The 21127-nt window shown below is 64.2% G+C and carries 22 protein-coding genes; 11 read left to right on the plus strand and 11 right to left on the minus strand.

Features of this window, described 5'->3' with window-relative positions:
- The first annotated feature begins 275 nt into the window (after positions 1-275).
- The gene (locus BLW71_RS41745; protein WP_177205109.1) at positions 276-548 is read left to right on the plus strand and encodes a hypothetical protein; all 273 of its coding nucleotides are present in this window, start codon (positions 276-278) and stop codon (positions 546-548) included.
- 24 nt (positions 549-572) lie between these two features.
- On the opposite strand, the gene BLW71_RS23540 is transcribed toward BLW71_RS41745, so the two are convergent.
- Complete coding sequence (locus tag BLW71_RS23540) at positions 573-1328, minus strand: DeoR/GlpR family DNA-binding transcription regulator (protein WP_091802278.1); 756 nt, start codon at positions 1326-1328, stop codon at positions 573-575.
- Between the two features lie 186 nt (positions 1329-1514).
- On the opposite strand from BLW71_RS23540, the gene BLW71_RS23545 reads away from it, so the two are divergent.
- The gene (locus BLW71_RS23545) at positions 1515-3074 is read left to right on the plus strand and encodes an ABC1 kinase family protein (protein WP_091802281.1); all 1560 of its coding nucleotides are present in this window, start codon (positions 1515-1517) and stop codon (positions 3072-3074) included.
- A gap of 306 nt (positions 3075-3380) precedes the next feature.
- A complete protein-coding gene (locus BLW71_RS23550) occupies positions 3381-4256 on the plus strand; it encodes a DMT family transporter (protein WP_091802285.1) in 876 nt (291 codons plus the stop codon).
- Positions 4257-4457: 201 nt separating this feature from the next.
- Here the strand turns inward: BLW71_RS23550 and BLW71_RS23555 are convergent, their stop codons facing one another.
- Positions 4458-5384, minus strand: a complete 927-nt coding sequence (locus BLW71_RS23555; protein ID WP_502686855.1) for a L,D-transpeptidase — start codon at positions 5382-5384, stop codon at positions 4458-4460.
- 492 nt (positions 5385-5876) lie between these two features.
- On the opposite strand from BLW71_RS23555, the gene nadE reads away from it, so the two are divergent.
- On the plus strand, positions 5877-6737 hold the full coding sequence (nadE, locus tag BLW71_RS23560) for an NAD(+) synthase (RefSeq protein ID WP_091802291.1): 861 nt from the start codon (positions 5877-5879) through the stop codon (positions 6735-6737).
- Positions 6738-6855: 118 nt separating this feature from the next.
- Here nadE and BLW71_RS23565 read toward each other — a convergent pair whose 3' ends face one another.
- The 5 genes from BLW71_RS23565 to BLW71_RS23585 all read right to left on the minus strand — a co-directional run bounded on the left by BLW71_RS23565 (position 6856) and on the right by BLW71_RS23585 (position 12201).
- Positions 6856-7122: a hypothetical protein gene (locus BLW71_RS23565; RefSeq protein ID WP_091802295.1), complete on the minus strand. Its 267-nt coding sequence runs from the start codon at positions 7120-7122 to the stop codon at positions 6856-6858.
- A gap of 428 nt (positions 7123-7550) precedes the next feature.
- Positions 7551-7901, minus strand: a complete 351-nt coding sequence (locus BLW71_RS23570; RefSeq protein ID WP_091802299.1) for a hypothetical protein — start codon at positions 7899-7901, stop codon at positions 7551-7553.
- A gap of 91 nt (positions 7902-7992) precedes the next feature.
- Complete coding sequence (locus BLW71_RS23575; RefSeq protein WP_091802302.1) at positions 7993-8646, minus strand: hypothetical protein; 654 nt, start codon at positions 8644-8646, stop codon at positions 7993-7995.
- Between the two features lie 265 nt (positions 8647-8911).
- Positions 8912-10567, minus strand: coding sequence for a S10 family peptidase (locus BLW71_RS23580; RefSeq protein ID WP_091802305.1), 1656 nt, complete (start codon positions 10565-10567; stop codon positions 8912-8914).
- Positions 10568-10641: 74 nt separating this feature from the next.
- On the minus strand, positions 10642-12201 hold the full coding sequence (locus BLW71_RS23585) for a S53 family peptidase (RefSeq protein WP_091802308.1): 1560 nt from the start codon (positions 12199-12201) through the stop codon (positions 10642-10644).
- A 304-nt stretch (positions 12202-12505) separates the two neighbouring features.
- Between BLW71_RS23585 and BLW71_RS23590 the strand changes: the two genes are divergently transcribed.
- On the plus strand, positions 12506-13015 hold the full coding sequence (locus BLW71_RS23590; protein ID WP_091802311.1) for a DUF1993 domain-containing protein: 510 nt from the start codon (positions 12506-12508) through the stop codon (positions 13013-13015).
- A 109-nt stretch (positions 13016-13124) separates the two neighbouring features.
- Here the strand turns inward: BLW71_RS23590 and BLW71_RS23595 are convergent, their stop codons facing one another.
- Positions 13125-13445 carry a YnfA family protein gene (locus tag BLW71_RS23595; protein WP_091802314.1) on the minus strand — a complete coding sequence of 107 codons (321 nt, stop codon included), beginning with the start codon at positions 13443-13445 and terminating at the stop codon, positions 13125-13127.
- Positions 13446-13581: 136 nt separating this feature from the next.
- Between BLW71_RS23595 and BLW71_RS23600 the strand changes: the two genes are divergently transcribed.
- Complete coding sequence (locus tag BLW71_RS23600; protein ID WP_091802317.1) at positions 13582-13755, plus strand: DUF1289 domain-containing protein; 174 nt, start codon at positions 13582-13584, stop codon at positions 13753-13755.
- A gap of 56 nt (positions 13756-13811) precedes the next feature.
- Here BLW71_RS23600 and BLW71_RS23605 read toward each other — a convergent pair whose 3' ends face one another.
- A complete protein-coding gene (locus BLW71_RS23605) occupies positions 13812-14465 on the minus strand; it encodes a LysE family translocator (protein ID WP_091802321.1) in 654 nt (217 codons plus the stop codon).
- A gap of 155 nt (positions 14466-14620) precedes the next feature.
- Between BLW71_RS23605 and BLW71_RS23610 the strand changes: the two genes are divergently transcribed.
- Positions 14621-15088: an Lrp/AsnC family transcriptional regulator gene (locus tag BLW71_RS23610; RefSeq protein ID WP_012426651.1), complete on the plus strand. Its 468-nt coding sequence runs from the start codon at positions 14621-14623 to the stop codon at positions 15086-15088.
- Positions 15089-15153: 65 nt separating this feature from the next.
- Positions 15154-15387: a hypothetical protein gene (locus BLW71_RS23615; protein ID WP_091802324.1), complete on the plus strand. Its 234-nt coding sequence runs from the start codon at positions 15154-15156 to the stop codon at positions 15385-15387.
- Positions 15388-15463: 76 nt separating this feature from the next.
- Here BLW71_RS23615 and BLW71_RS23620 read toward each other — a convergent pair whose 3' ends face one another.
- A complete protein-coding gene (locus BLW71_RS23620; protein ID WP_091802327.1) occupies positions 15464-15940 on the minus strand; it encodes an OsmC family protein in 477 nt (158 codons plus the stop codon).
- Between the two features lie 91 nt (positions 15941-16031).
- Positions 16032-16370 carry a hypothetical protein gene (locus BLW71_RS23625; protein ID WP_091802330.1) on the minus strand — a complete coding sequence of 113 codons (339 nt, stop codon included), beginning with the start codon at positions 16368-16370 and terminating at the stop codon, positions 16032-16034.
- 158 nt (positions 16371-16528) lie between these two features.
- On the opposite strand from BLW71_RS23625, the gene BLW71_RS23630 reads away from it, so the two are divergent.
- The 3 genes from BLW71_RS23630 to BLW71_RS23640 all read left to right on the plus strand — a co-directional run bounded on the left by BLW71_RS23630 (position 16529) and on the right by BLW71_RS23640 (position 21126).
- A complete protein-coding gene (locus tag BLW71_RS23630; RefSeq protein ID WP_091808765.1) occupies positions 16529-17200 on the plus strand; it encodes an HD domain-containing protein in 672 nt (223 codons plus the stop codon).
- 200 nt (positions 17201-17400) lie between these two features.
- The gene (locus BLW71_RS23635) at positions 17401-19407 is read left to right on the plus strand and encodes a bifunctional DedA family/phosphatase PAP2 family protein (RefSeq protein ID WP_091802333.1); all 2007 of its coding nucleotides are present in this window, start codon (positions 17401-17403) and stop codon (positions 19405-19407) included.
- 408 nt (positions 19408-19815) lie between these two features.
- A complete protein-coding gene (locus BLW71_RS23640; RefSeq protein ID WP_091802336.1) occupies positions 19816-21126 on the plus strand; it encodes an efflux RND transporter periplasmic adaptor subunit in 1311 nt (436 codons plus the stop codon).
- Position 21127 lies beyond the last annotated feature (1 nt).

The following is a 21127-nucleotide window of genomic DNA, read 5'->3' on the forward strand; positions in this document are numbered from 1 at the left end:
CTCGCGCTGCCAGCCATGCCTGAACGGGCACGGCAAGGATCACAGGTTTCCATGACAGCGCCATGACGATTCTGCTCAATTCCAAAAAATGACACAATTCGCCAATAATATCCAAATGAATCTTTTCGTCATCGGGTCCCGGCGGCGGCTCTTTTCAGATGATTGCGGAGGCTTGCGCGCCCTCGTGGAAACGACCCGGCCCGCCCACCACTTCCACGCGGACGCGCGAGGCGATCCCGCGCGGCTGGGGTTCGCGGGACGCCGCGTTCAACCACATGACTGACGGCGCACGCGCAAACCCGGGGAAGATCGTACATGGCGAAAATGACTATACATGCGCACCGCTTCAAGGCAGTGGGACGATCACAGTCGAAGCGGCGCCCGGCCCGCTCGTGCCGCGCCAGGGCTCCCTGCTGGTTCCGGTCAAACTGACTCAGGTGGAATCGTTTCGCGTGGGTTGCATCGGCGCGATCGATGCGAGCGAACTGCTCGACACGGCGGCCGCGATCGGCCGCACGCTCGAACGGTTCGACATCCCTGTGAAATAGACAGGCTCGCCGTGGCACGCACGCTCAGGCGATCAGGATTTCCGGGCCATGCGCCGTGATCGCCTTGCCGAGAGCGCGCTCCGGAGCCAATTCGGTCACGAGGTAACGCGCCGACTCGATACCGTTGATGCGCACCGGCGTCACGCGGCCGAACTTCGAATGATCGGCGACGATCACCACCATGTCCGCAGCGGCGATCATGCGGCTGCGTACCTCCGCGGCCATGCGGCTGTAGTCGGTCAGATAGCCGTCCGGCGAAATCCCGCCCGCGCCGATGAAGGCAAAGTCCGCGTGGTACTGCGTGAGTTGATGAACCGTATCGAGCCCGAAGGTGGCGTCTTCGATATCCGACAGTTCGCCGCCCAGCAGCGTGACGCGGTTGTCGTTACGCCGGCCGAGCAGCAGCGCGATGCGCCAGTCGTTCGTGTACACCGACAGCCGATGCCGGTCGAGCAGCGCCCGCGCCACCGCTTGCGTGGTGCTGCCCGAATCGATGATCAGCGACGCGCCGTCCGGCACGAACTCCGCCGCGCGCTCGCCGATGGCGCGCTTCGCGCCGGCGTTCGCCGCTTCGCGTGTGTCGAGGTCGGGCTCGCGCCGGTCGCTCGACAGCGCGCCGCCGTGCGTCGTGACCAGCAGGCCGCGCCCGGCCAGCGCGTTCAGGTCACGGCGAATGGTTTCGCGCGACACGTTCAATTCGCGTACCAGTTCCGCGACTGAAAGCGCGCCCGTTTTGGCGACTTGCGCCAGGATGTATTGGTGACGTTGTTCTGCGAGCATCGATAAAAGGCCGGAAGCCGGCACGCTTGGGTTTCGCCACGGTTTGAGAAGGCCGGCGTATTGTATTACGCGACGCGCGGCGATGCTCCCCTCGGCGCGCTTACCTGCTAACCTGAACGCCCAGGCCGCGCGCGATCGTCCTTCGATAGCTTTGAACGCACGCGTGCCCCGTCAACCGAACTGCCGATGCCGCCACTGTTTCGCCGTCTACTGTTGCTGTTCCACGCGCTGCGTTACGGCGCGCGCCTGATCTGGCTTGCCGCTCCGCAAGATCACAAGCTGCACTGGATGATCGGGCTGGTCGGCCGCGTGCACGCGGCAGGCCGCGGCGGCCAGAGCCTGAACGGCGTGCTGCCCGCACTCGGGCCGCTGGCGGAGCGGTTCGCGCAAACCCTGGTCGAACGGCCCGAACTCGCGACCGGCACTCTGCACGACGCGCTCGACGCGATCGATCACATGGAAGCTCCGCTGCCGCCGCGCGAGGCGGAACAGGCACTCGCGCGCGCCTTCGGCAAGCCGCTCGCCACGCTTTTCAGTGCCGTGGATCTGGTGCCGGTACGCGGCGGCTTCGCCGAACAGACGCATTTTGCACGGCTGCTCGCGCCGGTGAACGGTCACTACGAAGTGGCGATCAAGCTCGTGCGCGCCGACCAGTTGCAGCAGATCGGCGACGAACTCGCGCTGCTGCGCTGGGTCGCGCGCTGGCTGGAGAAGCTCTCCGGCACCGCGCGCCGCCTGCAACTGCGCGCGCAGGCGCAGACCTTCACGGACGACATCCTGCGCCGTTTCGATCTGCGCGCGGAAGCCGCCAATCTGAGCCAGACCGGCCATCATTTCGACGGCGACGCGCGCATCGTCGTGCCGGGCGTGATCTGGGATCTCTGCACCCACCACACGCTAACAATGCAACGCGTCAGCACCTTGCCGGCCAACGATCTGCCCGGTCTGCACGCGCATCACATCAAACTCGCGCCGCTCGCCGCGCATATCGTCGAAGTGGTGACCGAGCAGGCGTTCGAACATGGCTTCTTTCACGCCACACTCGACGCGCGCCGCGTGCGGGTGAGCATCGAACCCGACACGCTCGGGCGTCTCGTGCTGGCGGAGTTTTCGATCATGTCGAGCCTCTCGACCGGCGAGCGTGAGTTCTTCGTGCATGGCGCAACCGCGCTGTTCGACCAGGACTACGGGCGGCTCGCCGAAATGCATCGCGATGCCGGGCACGTGCCGCACGACACGCGCGCCGAGGTGCTCGAAGCCGAGTTGCGCACGCGCGCGGAAGCGCATTTCGCGGCCGAGCCGGAAGACCGCTCGGCGGGTTCGCTGTTTCATCATCTGCTGCACGCGGTGCATCCGTTCGACGGCGCGGTGCCCGGGCGGCTCGCGAGCGCGCAACGCTCGTTTCATCAAGCGGAAATGCTGGCGCGTGCGCTGCATCCAGGCGTCGACACGTGGAATATCACACGCGGCGTGCTGGCGGATATCGCGCGGCGCGACATCGACCATCGCGGCTGGATCAAGCGGATCACGCGCGAGTTGCCGCACCTCGCGCATATGCTGCCGCGCGTGCCGCAACTGGCGGTTCGGTATCTGCAGCATGAGCATGATCGTGCGCGCAAGCCGCAGCAGAATGCGCAGCTCATGCTGGAGATCGGCCGGGAATACCGGCGCACGCGCGCGCTGCTGTGGGCGTGCGCCGTGTGCGGTGGCGTGCTCGGTGCGGGGACTGTGCTGCTGATGTGGTGATGGCGTTGGTGGGGGCATGCGGCGGGGTGTCAACCCGCGGTGCGGTGCGGTGCCTTGCGCGTTGCGGTGCCTTGCCGCGTTGCGTTGCCTTACGCGTTGCCTTGCCTTGCGCGTTGCCTTGCCTTACGCATTGCCTTGCCTTACGCATTGCTTTGCCTTACGCATTGCTTTGCGTTACGCATTGCTTTGCGTTACGCGTTGCGTTACGCGTTGCGTTGCGTTGCACTGCCTCGCCGATTGCAGCTTCGAACAAGACACGCATCTCCTATCCCGACAAGATGGCGGCTTTTTACACCATCCTTTCCGATGCTCGCTTCCTTAATCGCCGCCGTCTTCGTCGTATTGTGGTCGACCGGTTTCGTGGTCGCCCGCGCGATCACGCCCTATGCCGATCCCAATCTTTTCCTGCTCGCGCGCTTCGGCGGCACGGCGCTGATCTTCGCGCTGGCCGCGCTGGCGGCACGCGCCGCGTGGCCTGGCAGGCGCGACTTCGTCAAACATCTGGTGGCGGGCGCGCTGCTGCAAGGCGTGTATCTCGGCGCCGGCTACTGGGCCGTCGCCCAAGGCTTGAGCGCGGGTGTGATGGCTTTGCTCGGCGCGCTTCAACCGCTGGCAACGGCTGCCGTCGCCGCGCCGCTCTTCGGCGAGCGGTTGTCGCGGCGTGGCTGGAGCGGCATGGCGCTCGGCCTCGCCGGCGTCGTGCTGGTGCTCGAACCGAAGCTGACGGCGGCCGCCCCGGCGACACCGCACGGCAGCGCGCCCGCCTGGCTGGTCGTAGCGATCTCGATCGCCGCGATCGGCGCGATTACCGCGGGCACGCTGTTTCAGAAGACTTCGCTTGCCAAGGCCGATATTCGCAGCGCGAGCGCGGTGCAGAACCTCGGCGCGGCGCTCGTCGCGGGCGTGCTCGTGCTGGCGCTCGGTGAGCATCGCTGGATTGCGTCGCCTACGCTGTGGGCGTCGCTGGCGTGGGGCATCGTGATGCTCTCGGGCATCAGCGTCACGTTGCTCGTGTGGATGGTCAGACGTGGAGACGCGGCCCGCGCCACCGCGCTGATGTTTCTCGCTCCACCGCTCGCCGCGCTCGAAGGGTATGCGGGCTTCGGCGAGACCTTGCTGCCGCTGCAGGTCGCCGGTTTCGCCGTGGCGCTGGTGGGCGTGGTGCTGGCGCGCTCGCGCTGAGCGGGCTGACGTGATCGCGCCAAACGGGCTGGCGCACTCTCGCCGAACGAGCTGACGTGATCACGCCAAACGGGCTAACGTGCTCTCGCTGAACGATCCGACGCGATCACGCCAAACGGGGCTGGCGTACTCTCGCTGAACGAGGTGACGCGCCCGCACCAAACGGGCTGGCACGCCCACATTCAGCGCCGCGACCGCGCATCAATCCGCCGTGTCCGCCCCGGCCGGCACATTGGCGCGCGCCTTGCCGCCCGGCGCGGGCGCCCATGCCGGGCGGCTCTTGCGTTCCGAATCCAGCACGACGATGTATCGCCCTGCCCACGGCGTCACCTGACGATCGCTCTTCAACACCCACAGCGATCTACCCGACTCGACGAGCGCCGCATACTCGGCGTCGAGAATGCCGTAGTGATCGAGAAACGTATTGAGCGACGCGGGAATCCTCACGCAACCTTTCGAGTGACGAATGCCGAGCAGCGGTTCGAGTCGGTCAGGGTCGGTGGCATGCATCTGGAAGCGCATCTGCGACATCCCGCCCTTGCCCCAGCCACGCTCGCCCTCTGCCCAGCCGAGGTCGAAGATCCGCATGTCACGTTTGCCGTAACCACGAATATGGTTTTCGTTCTGCGTGCCTTCCGAGCGGAAATCCATGTTGGCGGGCGTATGTTCGAACACGCCGAGCGGCGTGACGAAGTGGTCATACTCGCCCGGCCGCCCGGTCGAGACCGGCGACGCGCCGATCATCTGCCAGACATCCGCCGGCGCGGCGCGAAAATAGATGAAGAGCGCCTGGACATTGGCGTTTCGATCGACCAGCACGACATACTCGCCCGATAAATCGCCCAGCATGTGCGCGTCGAGCACTGCTTGCATGCGATCCGCATAGGCTTGCTGATCCGCCGCCGGCACCACCAGCTTACGTGTGACGCTTTGCGCGAACACGTCCCGCAGGATGAATGCGCGGCGCGGATCGACCACGCCGGCGGCATCGGGCGCGGCGACAGCGGACGCGCTGACGCTCGCCTGCGGACGACTCGCCACGTGCGCCGCCGACGCCGCGGCGGGTGCCGAGGCGGCGATCGCCGCGCCGCAGGACAACCCGCAAAGGGCGGCGCCCAGCGCTTGCATCAGGCGGTGAAAAGAAGGCAATCTGCGCGCGATGTTCCGCACGGTGAGTCGATACGAATGACGCGACGCGTTTCGCGGACAATCTACCGACGCGAAGGTCAGGCGGTCCACTACAGGCTGGCCAGGCCGATTGGAGTAGTTCATCGCTTATTGGAGCAAACCTGATTATTATTGACTGCCCGCCGGCTTATGCGGCGCTCTCAGACCGAGGATGTTACTAAGCACATGGCAATCTGTCGATAAAGTTTCGACGATTCGAATATATCGCTGTAATACCCGGACACATTTGCTGTTCCACGCGACAAATTGAAAGCGACGCGAAGGTGATTTAAAGCTGATCGACGGCGAATAAACTCTGTAAAACGGATGCGGCGCAGCGTATCAACCAAAAACTGCCGTCGTACCGGCGCGCGGCTGTGCCTCTTACGGCCGTTGCGCGCGCAACGTTAATCGTTCGACACATGCCCGAGCGCGCAAGGAGCAAAAGGAATCATGACGCAACACGATCCAGTCGCACGCCAGGCGGACATTTCTCAAGAAATGCACATTAGCGCCGGCTTCGACGCCGAATCAGAAATCGAGCGGCGAGTCGCTTTTCTCGCGAATTATCTGCGCAGCAGCGGCCTGAAAACATACGTGCTCGGAATCAGTGGCGGCGTGGACTCGACAACGGCCGGCCGGCTTGCGCAACTCGCGGTCGAACGATTGCGCTCCGAGGAGTACGACGCACACTTCGTCGCAATACGTCTACCTTACGGTGAACAGAAAGACGAAGCCGACGCCCAACAGGCATTGCGCTTCATTCGAGCGGACGAAAATCTCGCCATCGACATCAAGCCCGCTGCCGACGCGATGCTCGCCGCGCTGGACAAGAGCGGCGTGCTATTCAAGGACGAATCGCAACAGGACTTCGTGCATGGCAACATCAAGGCGCGGCAACGCATGATTGCGCAATACGCGGTGGCCGGCGCGCGGGCCGGTGTGGTGATCGGCACGGATCACGCGGCCGAGTCGGTCATGGGCTTCTTCACCAAGTTCGGCGACGGTGGCGCCGACGTGCTGCCGCTCGCGGGGCTCAACAAGCGTCGTGTGCGCGCGGTCGCGAAGGCGTTAGGCGCACCGGAAGAATTGGCGCACAAGGTGCCGACCGCCGACCTCGAGATGTTGCGTCCGCAACGACCCGATGAAGATGCCTATGGCATCCCATACGATGCGATCGACGATTTTCTGGAAGGCAAACCGGTGAACGACACGGCGCGCGCGACCATCCTGCGCTATTACGACGCCACGCGTCATAAGCGGGCGTTGCCGTACACGCCGTTCGACTGGCCGGTACAGGCAAGCGAAGATTGAAAAAGTGATGGGTGTGCAGCTGACGCGCGCAATGCAGCGGCGTTGGCATGTCGGCTATGCGTCAGCCGAAGCGCGGTCGTCTTGCTCGCCAGATTCAGGCTCGCTCGATCGCGTCAGCTCACTCAGCTTTCGGCGGTTCGTCGGTGAACAGATCGGCGCTGGCCTCCAGCGCCAGACCACCTAGCTGCTTGCCCTGAATCTGCCGCGCGATGACCTCGCCCACATAGGGCACTTCGGCGTCAAGTTCGACCGTGGCGTAGGCGCCAGGCTTGCCGGCGTCGACCACTTCAATGTTTTTCGCGTAATGCCCGAGTTCGTGCTTGAGGAATTCCCGCACTTCCTGCTCGCTACACGACTGGGCGATGTTGCGAACGATCAGGTTCATGCAGCCTACCCTCGGCGCGCGTTGCGCCCTGTGCCCTCAACGCGCACGGGGCGCAATGCAGCACGCTGTTTCGCCTGCGCGGCAGCAAGTTGGCGGATCAATGCGGCGCCGGCAGCGCCCAAGGCAGCCAATGACAAGTAGAAGGCAAGCATTTAATTCTCCCCTGCGAATTTCGTCCTGTGTTCAGGATAGCCATAAATCACAGCAAAAGCGATGTGACACGGCGTAGTAAAACGGAACTCAAATCTCCGTTAATGCACTGTACCTGAATAAGCGGCGTCAAAAATAGCAAAACAGCGCTTCATTTTCCGGTACAGACCCGGCAAACGCGTCGAACGCAATGCGTGGGCGCGAAAACCGGACCGCGGCCACGCATCGCCACGGCATCCTGCGGGGGACGTGCGCAAAAGGCGGGCTGATCGTCGCGATCAGTCCGCCGCTTGCACGTTGGCCGCGCTGACCCACCACGTATTCTTACCCTGCGGCAACTGCACCAGCACCGCGGACGGATCGTCGACGCCGTCGTCGGCAACTTCGCATACCGCGAGACCGTCAGGCAGGCGCTTCACCTCGCCTGCGGACTGGAACAGCGCAACACGTTGCGCGCTCAACGGCCGCAACTGGCGGTACACGTCGAAGCTGATCGCCGCCGGCACATCGCCGCGAATCTGCAGCGCGCCGGCTTGACCGCAACGAACCGGCTCAGCGGCGAACACCGCGCTGCTACCGAACAGGCAGCCAAACGAAAGCGCCATGACGGCAACACGTGAATGGATCATGAAGATTCTCCGAAAACAAGATGGGGGCGCGCTTGCGAACCGCAAGCGGGGCGAATGAACGAAACTGGCGACGCAGGCGAATCGGCCGCCCTCATGGCGCGTTGTCGTGCCCGGCGCCGCGGCCAATATCGCCGCCCGTGGCGACGTCGAGCCGGCTCACGTCGCAAGACGTCTGGCTGAAGCCCGAATAAACGACCGACCAGTTGCCGACAATCGCGGCCTGCGCTTCGGCGAGACTCATTTTGCCTTCGCAGACGCAGCGCTTGAGCATGACCGCGGCGCGCGCCTTGCGGCGCTCGCCCTGGTGGCCCGCCCACGGTAACAGATCGAGATTGGCGGGAGCGTCCGGCGAGCCGCCGAGCACGATCGGCACGCGCCGGTCGAGCGCGAAGGCAGCGCCATTGTCCGCGTCGATGCCGCGCGCGGCGAGCATGCGGTCTTTGTGCGCCATCAGTTCGTCGAACGGCGGCGCGACCGTGTCCGCATAGCCAGGACGGCAAATCGTCTCGCCCACCGATTGCTGCGTGACACGTTCGTCGAGCATGCCGGTGCTCTGTGCGCGAGCTTCGCCCGTGCACAGAGCGAGTAGCGCCGCCGAGCCGAGTGCGAGCACGATGCGCGCGCCGAGCGAAGGACGCGCAGCGCGGCATCGGCGTGCGAGCGCCGGCGCGGCCGTTTCATACGTACTACCGGTCGGGTCGCTGAGGTGTTGAGTGCGACGCCTGTCTGCAATGCCTGCGTTCATTCGTCGGCGCGCCGGGAACGGCACGCAATAGTTCAATTCGCAGACTAATTAAAACACATTCAAAACGCTTATGTAAGAAAGCCTACGTGTGCGCGCTGCGTGCATAGATCGCAATCTGCGGGTTTCATAGACGGCAGCAACCGGCGGCGGCGCCCCGCGCGCGCCGCCAATCCCCCTTCCCGCTTACGGACGCCGCTCGCGGATCGCGCGCAACACCGCACGTTCCACACGGGAGGCGTCCGCCACGCTCCGTGTCAATGTGACGCTACCTCGGCACACGCGCCTGCAGCGCACGAATACGGAACATGGCCTGCGTGTCGGACACGGTGGTTTCGTACATCTCTGCGAGGTCCGCCTTCAGCGCGGTGCGCGATCCGCCGTCGAGATAGACCATATGCCCCGACGGATAAAAGCGCGCCGACAAATTCTGCCGGACCTGCTGACTGAGCAGCGGCATCTGCTGCAGATCGAGCACGGTTTGATAAAACGGCGTCACGTAATCGAAGAAGCCGTTGGCCGACAGCACCTTCAGATCGGGATTGAGCGCCATGACGGCGGCAAGGTCGCCGGCGGTGTACAGAATGATGTTGCCCTTCGCGTCCACCCCCTTCTGCGCGCCTGTCGGATCGATGTGACTGAAGTCCCAGTACTGGAAGGCCTGATCGTTCAGGTCGGTGAATGACGAATTCGATGTGTATTTCAACTGCTCGTTCAGATACACGTTCCACATCGTCGTATAGACGCCGGTGACCGCCGTCATGGTCGGATCGTTGCCGCCGGAGTTCGGGTCGATCTTGCCGGCAATGCCCGTGCCGATCGCCGTCACGCGGCCGTCGTATTCGCCGAGCGCGAGACCTTTGGATTTCAGCAGCGTAGTCAGGAATAGCGAATTACCCCGGCTGTCGTACGACGCGATATCCAGACTCCAGGCAAGCAAGGTTGTTTTATCTATCCCGGTGTATTCGCTAAGTTTTTCGACCGTTGCCGAATCGGTGGTCGGAAATTTACGCAGCGCGGCCAGATAGTCGGTGCGCGCGAATTGCGCGACTTCTTCGGCGAACGTGCCGAGATCGGTTGGCCGCGGCGCGATGCCGAGCTTCTTGTGATACCACGCGTCCGCTGCCGCCGTGGGCAGCGTGCCGACCGGGTTGCCGGATTGCGTGTAATCGAGAATCGACGATTGCAGCGTAATGCCGTTCAGATCGACGCCGTCTTCGTGTAATCGGTAAGCGAGCACGCAACTACGCGCCGTGCCGTACGACTCGCCAAACAGGTATTTGGGCGAGTTCCAGCGGTTGTTCTTGGTCAGAAAGCGTTTGATGAATTGCTTGATCGAGTCGGCATCCTGATCGACGCCCCAGAAGTCGCGGTTCTTCTTCGGGGCAATCGCCGCCGAGTAGCCCGTGCCGACCGGATTGATGAAGACGAGGTCGCTTTTGTCGAGCAGACTGTCCGGATTGTCTTCCATCGAATAAGGCGCGGGCGGCGTGAAGCTCGGCATCGACGTCTTGATGCGGCGCGGCGCGAACGAGCCCAGCAGCACGAACACCGACGACGATCCCGGCCCGCCGTTATAGAAAAACGTGAGCGGCCGCGCTTCTTCTTTCTGCTTGTCCTGCGTGAAGGCCACGTAGAACATCCGGGCTTCCGGTTGCGAACTGCTCGGGTCGACGATCACGAGGTGTCCCGCCGTCGCCGTGTAGTTGATCTTGCGCCCGCCGATGGTGACCGAATGATGCGTGATCGCAGCGGTCTCCGCCGTATCGGTGACGGAATCGTCCGGCCCGTTACCGTATGCGACCGGATCGAAGAACGGCTGATCGCCGGCTTTGTGCGGCGAGCTGGCCGCTGCCGGTGCAGCCGAAGCATGAGCATTGTGCGACGACTGCGGACTAACGGAAGCTGACTCTGTGTTCGTCATGATCGCTCCATGGGTTCGTTCACGTCTTGTACGTCGCCCCCAAAGCAGACCTGCTTCGGGGCGTGTGTTGCAGACTATAGTGCGGCCGCCACCTTCTGACCATTGGGACTGCCGAGCCCCGTGCAGGCGTCCCAGCCCGTGGCTGCCGCGAAGCTACCGTTGTTGCCTTGCGTGATGTCGTTACACACGCCCGGCGTCTTGTACAGCTTGGGATTGATGAACCCGGCCGGCTGTCCTTTTGCCGCATTGATACGCGCGATCAGCGCGGCCCACAGGGGCGCGACCGCACTGGTGCCGCCGACCACCGTCTGCGTACCGTCGATCAATACGTTGTAGCCAGTCACCGGAGAAGCGTCGCCTGCCACGTCCGGCACGCCGCGCCCGCTGAGCGCCTTCTTGCCGCCGCTCGACGACGTGGCGGACAAGCCCTTTTGCCACGTCGGCGCCGCAAAGGCATGGCTCACGCCGCCGCCGGTCGCGCCGCCCTGCGCGCCGTCGTTCCACACTACCTCGTGCGAGATCGAAGTGCCCGACGCGGTGAGGTTCGTGCCGCCGCAGGCCAGTACATACGGGCTCGAAGCCGGGAAGTCGACCTGGTCGCCGCCACTCACGCCGTCGCTCGAACCGCTGTCGCCCGACGCCGCGCATACCGTGACACCGAGGGCCGCGGCCGACTGCAGCACGCTGTTGAAGGCCTGCATCGACTGGCTGGTCCAGTTCGACTCCGGGCCGCCCCAACTGATCGAAATGACCGACGGCTTGTTGGTCGTGTCGTGTACCGCGCGGCTCACCGCGTCGATGAAACCGGAGTCGCTGTTCTGCGTGAAATACACCGCGATCTTCGCGCCGGGCGCGATCGCGCCGACGATCTCGATATCGAGCGTCACCTCGCCGTCCGGTCCGTTCGGATCGCCGCTCGGCTGATTGCTGCCCTGATCGACGCCGACCGATTTCACCGTGGGCGACGCGACGCCGAGGCTCGCGAAGTAGGACTTGAGGTCGGCCGTGTTGTACCCGCCGCCCAGTTCGATGATGCCCACGCACTGGCCGCCGCCATCGCCTTGCGGAAAATGGTAGAGCGACGCGAGTTGCGGCGGCGTAAAGGAAGCCTGGTGGGCCCGGGCCGGCTGGAACGGCGGCCGGATGCGAAAGTGCGGCCGCGCCTGCGGGCGGTTGTCGAGGCCCATCACGGCCTCCACCACGCCGCGCAGATCGTCCGGCACGCTGATCGGGCCGGTGCGGCCACGGAACTGCCCCGCCGTGTGATGTTCGTAATGTTCCAGCTTGACGGAAAACGCATCCTGGAACTGGGCAATCGTGCCGCCCAGCACGACCGAGCGCGCGGCCGGATCTTCGCGCACCACGGTCAGCCCGTGTTCGGCGGCGAAGGCCTTGACCTTGGCGATATCGTCCGGCGCGGCGCCGTAGTCTGTGGCAAGCGCCTCGCGCGAGAGCGGCTTGACGCCCGGATCGCCTGCTTCGATCTTGCTCATCAGCGCGTCGAACTGCGCCTGCTGCTGACGGCGCAACATGACGAACACCTCGATCCGCTGCGCCGGATCGCATTGCCCCACGACTTTCGAACCCTGTTCCACTGTTCGTTCACTGCCTGGCAGCGGGTGCTTGTTGACCATGGTGTCGACTCTCCAGTTAGCGTGACGGCGCAATCCACACAGTGGACCCAGCACGCCACGCGCCTGCACGACCTCATTGCCTGAAGCCGGCGGCAAGTTACTGTTTCAGGGACCTCGTCAAACCGTCCGACCAATCCATTCAAACACAGTTCCGGCGTGCGCGGCAGTTGTCCGGATGGCTAACGCCGCGCCGCATCGACACGCTTGCGCCACCGCTCGCGCTATGATGCTGCAGCGGCAATCCAGCCGTTACGTTGCCTCGCGCGCCATCCGCGCGCACGATCAAAGAATCAGAGGAAGCCCCATGTCAATTTCGATGTATCAAGCATCACTGCCCGTGTTGATCCGCGGCCTGACAAACCTGCAGGTCATTCTGGGCAAGGCCGAAGCGCACGCTGCCGAAAAGCAGATCGAGCCTACGGTGTTCACGACCGCCCGGCTCGCACCGGACATGCTGCCGCTCACGCGCCAGGTCTATATCGCGAGCGACACCGCGAAGGGCTGCGCCGCGCGGCTGGCCGGCGTCGAGGCGCCGAAGTTCGACGACGTCGAACAGACTTTTGAAGAACTGACTGCCCGCCTTCAAAAGACGATCGATTACCTGAAGGAATTCAAGCCGGAACAGATCGACGGTTCGGAAACGCGCGAGATCACGTTGAAAATGCGCACGGGCCCGATCGAGTTCACGGGCCTGTCGTATCTGCTCGGTTTCGTGCTGCCGAATTTCTATTTTCACGTCACGACGGCGTACGACATTCTGCGTCACAACGGCGTCGACCTCGGCAAGCTCGACTATCTCGGCGGCATCAAGTAAGGCGCGCGTTCCGCACGGTTTCCGGGTCTGTGCAATCGCGGAATGAGTGTTGGTGAGAGACGTTTGAAGGACGCGGCAAACACGTGCGGGCCGCGCCCCCGGTGTCAGCTCAAACGCGCGGCTGGAACGCGATGATCGCCATGCCGGCCAGCGTAAAGGCGACGCCGGCCGCGTCCCACAGCGTGGGCCGCACCTTGTCCACGCACCACAGCCAGGCAATCGCCACCGCCACGTACACACCGCCGTAAGCCGCATAAACGCGGCCTGCGGCGGTACCGTGCAGGGTCAACAGCCAGGCGAACAACGCAAGGCTGAGCGCGCCCGGCACGAGCAGCCAGATCGAACCGCCCTCTTTCAGCCACCGCCACGGCAAATAGCAGCCGACAATTTCAGCAACGGCGGTCACGGCATAAAGCAGAAAAGTCTTCATTAACGATGAGTAAGCAGGTGATTGTGATGCCACGAATGAGGTATGGCGCTCTATCGGCTTTATTAACACAATCACTTGGCGCGCGGGCACGGCGCGTGCGAGAGTCTTCGAGTCCTTTCTTTAATTGCCCTTCGCCATGAGCATCGCTTCACCCTGCATCGACATCTGCAAATTCGACGGCAAAACCGGTTTCTGCATTGGCTGTTTGCGCACTCGCGACGAATGCAAAAGCTGGAAGAAGATGAAAGACAAGCATCGCAGGAAAATCATCGAGGACCGTTCGCGGCGCGAGCATAAGCTGAACAAGTAAGCGATCCGCCAACGCCATGCGTAGCGCGGCGCTTCTCGTCGTGCCTTCGCGCCGCGTCAGTCCAACGAAAGCCGCAGCGCAAATCCGATCAACGCCGCCGAGAAGGTCCAGCGCTGCAGCGTTTGCGCCAGCGGATGAGCGCGCATCCAATTGGCGATCCGCGCAGCGCCGATCGCGTACATCACGTCGAAACACGCGCCTATGGCGAGCAATACCAAGCCTAGCTCGACCATTTGCAAAGCCACCGGCCCCGCTTCCGGGCGCACGAACTGCGGCAGCAGCACCGAACAGAACAACAGCGCTTTCGGATTCAGCAAGTTGGTCAGCAGACCTTTGACGAAAGCAGCCCGAAGCGGGCGCGACTCGCCGCTTGCGGCAGCGCCCGCCGCGGCGTTCGCCGTGCCGCCGTCAGGCAGCGCGAACACCGGCGAACGAAAAATCTGGATGCCCACCCACGCGAGATAAACCGCGCCGCCATAGCGCACCACGTCGTATAACCACGGCGCGTTGCGCAACAGCGCGGCCACGCCGCACGCCGAGAGCGTCACGTGCGCGGCGCGCGCGAGACCCAGTCCGCCGGCAGCCGCGAAACCGCTACGCGCACCGCGTCCGATACTGGTTTGCAGCACCAGCGCCATGTCCGGGCCCGGCACGGCATAAACGACGAAAAGCGCTGCGATATAGACGGCCAGCAGGTGTGCGGAAATCATCAGAGACTCCTGTTTTTCAGGGCTCTATCTTGCAATTGCCGGCGGAGGGTTTGTTGGCGAATTACTGGCCCGGTATCTTTGGATTTGGAGGAATGCGCTAACATTACGGCTTAGGCTTGTGTTTTCCTCCAAACCGCTATTGACATCGCCGAGCCATGACAACCGACCTCGACAAAACAGATCGCGCAATCCTCGCCGCGCTGCAGAAAGACGGGCGCATGTCGAACGCGCGGCTGGCCGAAACGGTCGGCCTGAGCGAAACGCCGTGCGCGCGCCGTCTCAAGCGCCTCGAAAACGACGGGTATATCGACCAGTACCGCGCCATGCTGTCGCGCTCCGCGCTTGGCTTTGGCGTGGTGGCCTTCGTCTATGTCCGTTTTGCCGTGCACGATCGCGCGGTGGCGACGCGCTTCGAGCGCGAGGTGCAGGCGATCCCACGCATTCTGGCGTGTCACAACGTGTCGGGCAGCGCGGATTACATCCTGCAGGTGGTGGCGCGCGACCTCGACGACTACGGCACCTTCATGCGCGACGAGATGCGCAGCCTGCCGGGCGTGACATCGGTGGAATCGGCGCTGTCGTTGCGAGAGGTAAAAGCCAACGGCGGCTTGCCGCTATCCTGAACGCGGACGTGGCATAGTCACGCCTTTGAAACGGCGCGAGCCGACCCGACGAATCTGGAGTTCTCATGGATCACGAACAGGCACGAGCCGAAGAAACCGCCGCGATGACGCGCGTATTGACCGCCACGCAGCGGGTGCAGTCGGCCTTTGCATCGCTGCAATCGCAATTCCCGCCCGCCGGCAGCGGCACGCCTTCGCAGTTCGCGCTGCAAACATTCGACGCGGCGCTGCAGGAACTCGAAGACGCGCAAGCCGCGTTCGACGAACTGCTTGGCGATCTGCTCGACGGCAATCGTTGAGAAGCCGTCAAGGCATGCCGCCTCTGAAAGAGCGGCCGGGCACGACTGCTTCAGAGCGCAGCCGGGCAAGACGCTCTCAATGCCCTTCGATTTCGACGACCGGCTCGCAGAGAATCGGAAAATTGACCGAGTTCGCGATATAGCACTTCTCGTGCGCGACGTGATGCAAGTGCGCGGCGAGTTCGGTATCGCCGCCCGCCCGAATCACGACGTGCGGGCGCAGAACGATTTGTGAAAAACGGCCCTGCTTCGGATCGTCGAGCATGGTGCCTTCGGCATGGTCGCGATACGCGGTGACGGCGATGCCGGCGTCCGCGCATAGATGCAGATACCAGAGTTGATGGCAGGCGCTCGCCGAGGCGACCAGCAGATCCTCCGGATTCCAGCGTTTGGCGTCGCCGAGAAAGGCCGCGTCCGATGACCCGGGAAGCTCGGGTTTGTCGCCAGCGGCAATCACATGATCGCGCCCGTAGTCACGGTAGCCCGACGTGCCGCTTCCGCGATTGCCGGTCCACTGCACCGACACCTTGTATTTGTGCTCGCCGTACGCCATGCCAACCTCCCTTTGATTTGAATCGGATCCGGTCGCAGAGGCGTGCATTTTATACGCGGGCATCACGCGACGGCCGCGCGCCGCTTGCTGACTAATTCGGCGAACTTGGCGGTAATGGCCTTCCGGCGAGAGGCGGCGCACGTGGGTCCGGGCTTTCGTTCAGGTTCGTGCCGTTTGCCCGCATGTTGCTGAGTGCGTGGCCTGCCCCCGCGCCGCTTGTCCTTCCCACGGCCGGCGCCCCGCTCGTGCCGGCGCCCGCCCCCAGCCCCGTCGCCGCCGCGCCGCCCGTGTTGTTGAGCCCGTTGGACTGCACGCCATTCAAGCCGAAGCCGCCCGCGTTGGCCGGTCGAGCGACAAGCTGCGCGTAAGCCGTCGCGGTGCAGCCGATCATAAGCGCCGACGCTACGATACCGCCCCATACTGTCTTCATGGCCACTCCGTTACATCGTCGATTTGCGCGGCCGCGGTGTCAGCATGGCGGACCACTCGAACAGTATGACGACGCCGAGCCCGCTTCGTTCAGAAGTGAAAATCGGGGCGCGACGGACGATACGCGATAATCGACGGTTTTCTTCGCAGACCGCTTCGATGCCTTCGATAACACCCGCCTCGTTCGACCCCTTCGCCCCGTTCGCCCCGTTCCAGGAACTGGCCCGAACCCTGCTGCCGCATGCGGGCGACGACAACGGCGACGGCTCGCACGACACCTCGCATCTGCAACGCGTCTGGAAAAACGCAGCGTCGATCCACGCGGAAGAAGGCGGCGATGCGCAGGTCCTGTTCGCCGCCACGCTGCTACACGACTGCGTAGCGGTCGAAAAGAATTCGCCGCTGCGCGCGCAGGCCTCGCGACTATCGGCGGAAAAAGCGGCGCGCGTGCTGACGTCGCTCGGCTGGGCACAAGCGCAGGTTCAGGCGACCGCGCACGCCATCGAAGCGCACAGTTTTTCGGCAGCCATCATGCCGACCACGCTTGAAGCGAAAACGCTGCAAGACGCCGACCGGCTCGACGCGATCGGCGTGCTGGGCGTGGCGCGCTGCTTCTACGTCGCCGGGCGGATGGGCCGCGCCTTGTACGACCCAGCCGATCCGCACGCAACACAGCGCCCGCTGGATGACACGCGCTTCACGCTGGACCATTTCCATACCAAGCTGCTGAAACTGTCCGAGGGTTTTCAGACGGCCACGGGCGCGCGTCTGGCCGGCATCCGCCATGCCCGCCTGCAACGTTTCCTCGACGAATTCAGCGACGAAATCTGAACGTCCGACTCGCGCTGCCAAACGCAACCGCCATGCGGATCGCCACACGCCTTCACGTTCGCGGCGCCAGATCGAGCGATTGACTGCGCGCTTCGCGAACCCTGGCCTGCTTCACTGGAGGCCGGTTTCTAAAAAGGAATAAGACGGCCGCCGTGCGCGTTATGATCAATCGTTATGCCAGAAACGGCTGATCGCACACGATGGAGCACGCTTACGTTCACCTCCTGCATCTGCTGGCCGGCCACCCGGGCTGGACACTCACGGTCATCTTCCTTGCGGCGTTTCTGGAGGCCGTCGCCGTTATCGGCACCTTCATTCCGGGCAGCACCGCGATGTTTCTCGCCGGGGCGCTGGCGGGCACCGGGTCGCTCAGCCTCGGCTGGGTTTTCGTGTGGGCCATCGCGGGAGCCATCGCCGGCGACGGCATGAGCTTCTGGCTCGGCAGCCGCTATAAAGACCGGATCGTCCAGTTCTGGCCGTTCCGCAAACATCCCGAAGTGCTCGAGGCTGGCCACCGCTTCTTTCGCAAACATGGCGCGAAGAGCGTCGTGCTGGCGCGCTTCATCGGCCCGTTGCGGGCGATCGTGCCGGTGGTGGCGGGCATGCTGCGCATGCCGCCACTGCTTTTCTACGGCATGAACGTGCTCTCGGCGCTAATCTGGGCACCCGCTCACATCCTCCCCGGCATGATCTTCGGCGCTTCGGTGCTGCTGGCCGGCGCGGTGTCGTTCCGGCTCGTGGTGATCATTGCGTTGCTGGCGGGTATCGTCTGGCTGAGCTTTCGCGCCGCGCGTGTGCTGCTCTCGCATGCCAATGCATGGTCGAACGCGGCCGGGCTTCAGGTGGGCGCCTGGGCTTGCCGGCACCCCGGGCCGTTCGGCCGTTTCGCGCGCAAGATGCTCGACCCGGCGACACCGGACGCCAGCAGCATCCTGCTGACGTCGCTGGTCGTAATCGTGTCCGGCGCACTGTTCTTCGGCGTGCTGGAAGACGTTCTCAGCGGCGATCCGCTCACGCAAGTAGACCTCTCGGTCTATCACTTCCTGCAATCGGTACGCACGCCCTGGAGCGACACCGTTCTCGCGGGACTCTCGACGCTCGGCAGCAGCATCACGCTCGCGGCGCTGATCGTGACGGTCGTGATCTGGATGCTGCTGGAACGGCGCTGGCGCACCATGGGCTACTGGCTCGCGGCCGTAGTGTTTTCCCAATTGCTGATCTTCGCGCTGCAGTTCGCGATGCACCGCGCGCCGCCGAATGATCTGATGGTCGGCGCGTATGTCTTTCCGAGCGATCACGTCGCCGCGACCGTTATCGTGTACGGCTTCCTCGCGTTCCTGCTGGCGCGCCGGGTCGGCATGCTCGAAGGCGTCATGGTGGCGGCCGCGAGCGCGATCGTCGTGATCGTGGTCGCGCTCGCGGGACTGTACTTCGGCAAATATTGGGTATCCGATGCGATCGGCGGCGCAGCGCTCGCCTACATCTGGGTCGCGATCGTTGCGTTGACCGCAATGTGGCGGCACCCGGAAACACCGCCCGAGCGCACCTTCATGCCGGTGGTCGTGCTGCTGGTCATGCTGGTCAGCGTGGGCGTGCAACTCGGCGTGGCCATGCCCGCGCCGCCGCCGGATACGGCGTTGCGGCCGCCGCCCGTGCTGGTCACCCAGGCGCAGTGGACGCTCTCCGTGTGGAAACGTCTGCCGTGTTACCGCTCGGATATGGGCGGCGACAGCATGGAGCCGCTCACACTGCAGTGGGCCTCGAACCTCGATTCGATCCGCGGGCAGTTGCGCGCCCACGGTTGGGTGGAGGGCACGGACGTGTCGGCGCACAGCCTGCTCTCGCTCGCCTCGCCCAATGTGGCGGCCGTGTCGCTGCCGGTCTTGCCGAAGCTGAACAATGGCGTGCCGTCCTCGGTGGTCTTCATGCGTCCGGGCAACACGCGCGACGAACGTGACGTGCTGCGCTTCTGGCCCAGTGGTTACGCCGTGGAGAACGGCACGTCCGCCACACCGTTGTGGGTCGGCGCTTTCGCGCACGAGCGGCTGTCCCGGCCGTCATGGCCCATCAACATTCTGCGGGTCGACAGAGGGATCACGTCGTTGGACGCGCACGCCAAATCCAGTGCGAGTCTCGGCGCGGCGATCGTCGGCAGGGTGAGTTGCCATGGCGTGCCGGTGTCGCTGCTCGCCTCGCCGGTGGAGTAAGCGCATTCCCTGTCATGCCGAAGAAATCGCTCTGGGCTCAATCAGTTAGCCCGCTTGGCCAGGACTTGTCCACAAGGATATGAACATTTTCTGTGGGTAACTTTTCCGTCCATGCGGGGCCCTTATCCCCTTAATCCTTCCTTGGCCCTTCTTGCATGACGCTTCAGGAACGGCCCCGTCACACCTGGGTCTCGTCGACTTACCGTAACAAACCAAAACCCCCGTCCAGGCGATGCCGCGAGAAATAGCTCCACAGTCGGATAGACTCTGCTACTGATTGTCTGGATTCCTGTCGCCGGCAACGGCGATACCCATCCTGGGAGTTCGTATGACGCGCTTCGACAGCAATTGGCCTGGCCGTCCATGGGCGGTGTTCGCCGGGTGCCACGAGTCCCGCGGGAGGCCGTCATGAGCGAAGCGCCGTCAATCCAGGCGAGGCGTCCCCGAAGAGGCCGCCTCGTACTCGCGGTCGTGCTGCTGGCGCTGATCGCACTGGTGGCCTTCCATCTGCTGCGCTCGAAGGCGCCCAAACCCACTGTTGCGCCCCAGGTCGTGACGGTCGCCGCCGCAACCACCGGATCGATGCCGGAAATCCTGAGCGAGCTGGGCACGGTCACGCCCGTTGCCACCGTCACCGTCTTGCCGCAACTGAGCGGCTACTTGACCGCCGTCGGTTACCGCGAAGGGCAGGACGTGCAGAAAGGTCAGTTCCTCGCGCAAATCGATCCGCGCCAATACGAAATCAGCAAGCGCCAGGCCGAGGCGCAACTCGCCAAGGACAAGGCGGCGCTCGCCCAGGCGCGTGCCGATCTCGCGCGCTATACGCAACTGAACGAGCGCAAGTCGATCGCCGAGCAGACCTATGCGGATCAGAAGTTTCTCGTCCAGCAGGACGAAGCGGCGATCAAGGCCGACGAAGCCAACATCGCCCAATTCGCGCTCGACCTGATCTACTGCCATATCACCGCGCCGGTGTCGGGCCGGGTCGGACTGCGCCTCGTCGATCCGGGCAACTACGTCACCGCGTCGAGCCAGCCGGGCATTGCCGTCATCACGACGATGAAGCCGACCACGGTCCAGTTCACCGTGCCGCAAACCGCGCTCGACAAGGTGCTGCGCCGCACCAACGCAGGCGCGCAGCTCCCCGTCACGGTGTTCAGCAGCGACAACTCCCGTCAGCTCGCGACCGGCACGCTGTACGCGATCAACAACCAGATGGCGACGGCGACCGGCACGGTCACGCTGCGCGCGTCGTTCGCCAATGACGATGAGGCGCTGTTCCCCAACGAGTTCGTCAACGTCAAGCTGCTGGTCGACACGCTGCAAGACGTGGTGCTGGTGCCGACGCCCGCGGTGCAGAACGGCGCGCCGGGCGACTACGTGTATCTGGTCAACGCCGACAACACGGTATCGGTGCGCAAGGTCACGCTCGGACCGGGCGATGGCCAGCACACGGTGATTACGTCAGGGCTCGCAGCCGGCAACGTGGTCGTGACCGATGGCATGGACCGCTTGAGCGACGGCGTGAAGATCAAGGCATCCGCGGCCCGGACGGCTGCGGGTGCTTCGGGCGCTTCAGGCGCAACGCCGGCTTCGGGCCCGCTAGCCGCTTCGGGCCCGCCAGCCGCTTCAGGCGCGACGCCGGCTGCGGCGCCCGCGTCCGCCGCGAGCGGCACGCCGGCGGCGGCAGCGCCCGGCGCGGCGTCCATGGCTTCGTAGT

The organism is Burkholderia sp. WP9 (assembly GCF_900104795.1).
Lineage (GTDB): Bacteria > Pseudomonadota > Gammaproteobacteria > Burkholderiales > Burkholderiaceae > Paraburkholderia.